Annotated in this window: 4 protein-coding genes and 1 pseudogene; 2 read left to right on the forward strand and 3 right to left on the reverse strand. The window is 62.2% G+C overall.

The features are described from left to right. Positions 1-639 (forward strand): cbb3-type cytochrome c oxidase subunit I (locus DAD99_RS03380; RefSeq protein WP_193340342.1); only part of this gene is annotated, 639 nt, incomplete at its 5' end. Positions 640-660: 21 nt separating this feature from the next. Then, on the forward strand, positions 661-1,059 hold the full coding sequence (locus DAD99_RS03385; protein WP_193340343.1) for a nuclear transport factor 2 family protein: 399 nt from the start codon (positions 661-663) through the stop codon (positions 1,057-1,059). Positions 1,060-1,163: 104 nt separating this feature from the next. On the opposite strand, the gene DAD99_RS03390 is transcribed toward DAD99_RS03385, so the two are convergent. The 3 genes and pseudogenes from DAD99_RS03390 to DAD99_RS03400 all read right to left on the reverse strand — a co-directional run. Continuing rightward, entirely contained in the window at positions 1,164-1,367 is a 204-nt protein-coding gene (locus tag DAD99_RS03390; protein WP_024365339.1) for a cold-shock protein, read from the reverse strand. 254 nt (positions 1,368-1,621) lie between these two features. Continuing rightward, the gene (locus tag DAD99_RS03395) at positions 1,622-2,653 is read right to left on the reverse strand and encodes an aldo/keto reductase (protein ID WP_193340344.1); all 1,032 of its coding nucleotides are present in this window, start codon (positions 2,651-2,653) and stop codon (positions 1,622-1,624) included. Between the two features lie 15 nt (positions 2,654-2,668). Beyond that, positions 2,669-3,104: pseudogene (locus tag DAD99_RS03400) on the reverse strand (NAD(P)-dependent oxidoreductase); the annotation flags it as partial.

Consider the following 3,104-nt stretch of genomic DNA (forward strand, 5'->3'; position numbering starts at 1 on the left):
GGTGGCCTGACCGGCATCATCCTGGCGTCGCCGCCGCTGGACTTCCACGTGTCTGACTCCTACTTTGTGGTGGCGCACTTCCACTACGTGGTCTTCGGCACGGTGGTGTTCGCGATGTTCGCAGGCTTCTACTTCTGGTGGCCAAAATTCACCGGCAAGATGCTCAACGAGCGCCTCGGAAAGATCCACTTCTGGATGCTGTTCCTTGGCTTCCACGGCACGTTCCTGATCCAGCACTGGCTAGGGGTCATGGGCATGCCCCGCCGCTACGCCGACTACCTGGTGGAGGACAACTTCGCGTGGATGAACCAGTTCTCCACCATCGGCTCCTTCCTGCTCGGCGCCTCCATGATTCCGTTCTTCTGGAACGTTTACATCACGTCACGGAGCTCCGAACGCGTTGAGGTTGATGACCCGTGGGGCTTCGGCGCCTCGCTCGAGTGGGCTACCTCCTGCCCGCCGCCGCGCCACAACTTCACCTCGCTGCCCAGGATCCGTTCGGAACGTCCGGCCCTGGACCTCCACCACCCGGAGCTCAGCATCCGCGCGCACGAAACCACGCACAGCCCTGCCGCGGCCGCCCTGGGTGCTGCCGATATCGGCGAAAAGGACGTAAGAAATCCGAACCCGGACGAGTGACCGGCTGGCCGGCGACGAATCATGAGCGACCGCGACGATTTTATGGCCTGGGTAAATTCATCGCTCCACCGGGCAGAACTGGCCCTGCACAATGGCGACTCTAACCCTCGCCGCGCGCTCTGGTCCCGCAGGGAACCGGTAAGCGTCCTCGGGGCATGGCGTAATGCCCACGGGCAGCAGGAACTAGACGAACTCTTCACGGCGCTGGCGAAAAGTTTTTCTGACTGCACTTCCTACGCTTTTGAAGTGCTGGCGTACGACGTGGTGGGCAACATGGCCTACACAGCCGGGCTGGAACACACTTCGACATCTGTCGACGGTGCAGCCCGCACGTATTCGCTGCGGGCCACGCAGGTTTACCGGCGCGAAGACGGCGAATGGAAGGTAGCCCACCGGCACGCCGATACCGTGACCGAGTGAGGGAACGCTTGGCAGCACACCTGGGTTAACAAAAAGCAGGGCCGGTCAATTAGACCGGCCCTGCTTTGAAAATGAAACCCTAAGGCCCCAGAATCTCTAAAGAATTAGAGTGCCTGGATGTTGACGGCCTGGGGACCCTTGGGGCCCTGCTCGGTTTCGAAGGAAACCTTCTGGTTCTCTTCGAGTGAGCGGAAGCCGGAAGAGGCGATCGCGGAGTAGTGAGCGAAAACGTCCTGTGAGGAGTCATCGGGGGAAATGAAGCCGAAGCCCTTTTCAGCGTTAAACCATTTGACGGTACCAGTAGCCATTATTTTTTGTCCTTCGTGAAGGTGGAGGAAAAGTCCCGACTTTCGGGTCCTCCGGTGTGGGGTGTTCAAAACCGCTACTTCAGAAAGACGCGGACTTTCGACCGCGCGTACTGCCTGAATTACCAACTGCATAAACACAACAACAAAATCAACTGTACAGGAGATTTTGGCGACCGCTTACCACTCGGTGCGAAGGAGCGCCCTTCCCCCGCCCGTAGCGCCATACCAGGACGGCAACGTAGGTACCATGGCGACTACCGTCCCCCCTCAATCTTGCGGCTGCGCTGCTCCTGCGCCATTGGCCCATACGGATAGACCCCGACTTGAGGCTGGCTGGCCTGAGTCAGCTGTTTGGTTTCGTCCGGGCTGAGTTGCAGGTCTGCCGCAGCAAGGGTGTCGGCGAGCTGCTCTTTGGTCCGGGCACCCAGGATCACGGACGTGACCGCCGGCCGGTCGGCCAGCCACGCCAAGGCTACCTGGGAGGGGCTCACATCGTGGGCCGCGGCGATGTCTTCCACCGCAGCGAGGACGGCCCAGGTATGGGGATTGTCATTGCGTGCCTTCCAGGCTTCCATGCCGCGTTCGGGGTTCTCGCCGAGCCGCGTGGCACCTGTAGGAGGTTGGTCCCGTTTGTACTTGCCCGATAGCCAGCCGCCGCCCAGCGGGGACCACGGCAGCAAACCAATCCCGGCGTCTAGCGCAGCCGGGACAATCTCCGATTCAATTTCCCGGACCAGCAGGCTGTACTGGGGCTGCAGGGTCACCGGCGGGCTCCAGCCGTGGGCGCGGGCAACGTGAACGGCCTTGGTCAGCTGCCACCCGAGGAAGTTGGAGAAGCCGTAGTAGGCGATCTTGCCGCGGCTGACGGAGTCGTCCAGGAAGCGGAGCGTCTCCTCCAACGGAGTGATCGGGTCCCACGCGTGCAGCTGGTAAAGGTCGATCTGGTCCACGCCCAGACGGCGGAGGGAATCATCCAGGGCGCGGGTCAAGTGGCGGCGGGACGTTCCGACGTCGTTCGGTGCCGTTCCCATCGGAAAGCGGCCCTTGGTGGCGAGCACCGCCTTGTCCCTTACTTCCGGGCGCCGGGCCAGCCAGCGGCCCACAATCTCCTCCGATGCGCCCGCGCTGTATACGTCAGCGGTGTCGATGAAGTTCCCACCGGCGTCGAAGTAGCTGTCCAGCACTGCGTGCGAAGCCTCTTCCGTGGCTTCGGCACCGAATGTCATGGTTCCCAGCGCATAGGCGGAAACGACTGCGCCGCTGTGGCCCAGGGTTCGATATTGCATGGTGCTCCTCGGTGATCAGTTTTCGGTGGGCGTGGTGCGGTTGGAGTGGTAAGTCCGCCACGTATGTTCAGGCTCGAAGCCCAGCAGGCGCCGGGCCTTGTCGATCGAGAGCATGGTCTCGTGTTCACCCAACTCCCTGGTCACCGTGACGCCGGGGAACACCTCCGCGGCAAGGCTGGCGCTGGAACGCGTCATCACGGTGTCCGCGTTCGCGACGATGAAAGCCTCGAATCCGGGCTGCCCGTTTTCCAGCGCACGCGCCACAGCCTGCGCGCCGTCGCGCCCGTCAATATAGCCCCAGAGGTTCCACTTGCGCAGCGCGGCGTCGGCATCGAACGACGGGAACCGTTCATAGTCCTCAGGATCCATCACGTTCGAGAACCGCAGGCCCGTGATACTCAACTCCGGATCCCAGCGCGTCAACTGGATCGCCATCTGCTCCTCAAGGTGC

This window comes from Pseudarthrobacter sp. AB1 (genome assembly GCF_014926485.1).
GTDB lineage: Bacteria > Actinomycetota > Actinomycetes > Actinomycetales > Micrococcaceae > Arthrobacter.

Bases quoted from the DNA above. Each gene is read 5' to 3' on its own strand.
- DAD99_RS03390 (WP_024365339.1), bottom strand. From the start codon at position 1,367: ATGGCTACTGGTACCGTCAAATGGTTTAACGCTGAAAAGGGCTTCGGC.
- DAD99_RS03395 (WP_193340344.1), bottom strand. From the start codon at position 2,653: ATGCAATATCGAACCCTGGGCCACAGCGGCGCAGTCGTTTCCGCCTAT.
- DAD99_RS03385 (WP_193340343.1), top strand. From the start codon at position 661: ATGAGCGACCGCGACGATTTTATGGCCTGGGTAAATTCATCGCTCCAC.